At 70.9% G+C, this 477-nt stretch carries 1 protein-coding gene; it reads right to left on the bottom strand.

The genetic code is table 11. The features are described 5' to 3' along the window. On the bottom strand, window positions 1-477 hold a 477-nt coding region (locus HPY23_RS02065; protein ID WP_200649547.1), incomplete at both ends, for a hypothetical protein.

Below are 477 nucleotides of genomic sequence, written 5' to 3'. Positions count from 1 at the left end.
AGGAGCGCGATCTCGCCGGCCGGCGCGATCCGCACCCAGGTCTGGCCCGCGTTTGTGAAGCTGTCCGAGCCCGCGGGCGCCGAGCCGGAGACCCGCTTGAAGCGCCCCTCATATCCATCCCCCGCCGAGACGCGGCCGAGCAGCACGACGGTGGTGACCGTTCCGGGGATCGTGCCGGATTGCGCATCGCTCTTCGTCGGGAAGGCGATGCTGTTCGGCGTGCCGAGTTGTGCCTCGATCGCCGTCAGGCGCTGGCCGGGGTTCTGGCTCTCCAGCGCGCCGACCCGACTGGCGACGCTGGCCGAGACCGGGTCCAGCAGCGTCGCCTCCGTGGTGTCGATCCGGTCGATGACCTGGATGTCGGTCAGCCCGTCCGGGCCGAAGCATTGGATCGCAAGGCGGACGTAGCAAGCTGCCGCTGGCGCCACCAGCAGCCCGGCACCGGCAGAGCGCGCGAAGCTGACACCGACCTCCTGC

Source organism: Methylobacterium ajmalii (assembly GCF_016613415.1).
Taxonomy (GTDB): domain Bacteria; phylum Pseudomonadota; class Alphaproteobacteria; order Rhizobiales; family Beijerinckiaceae; genus Methylobacterium; species Methylobacterium ajmalii.
Note: the sequence above shows the minus strand (reverse complement) of the source record. Positions and strands in the feature narration are given on the sequence as shown.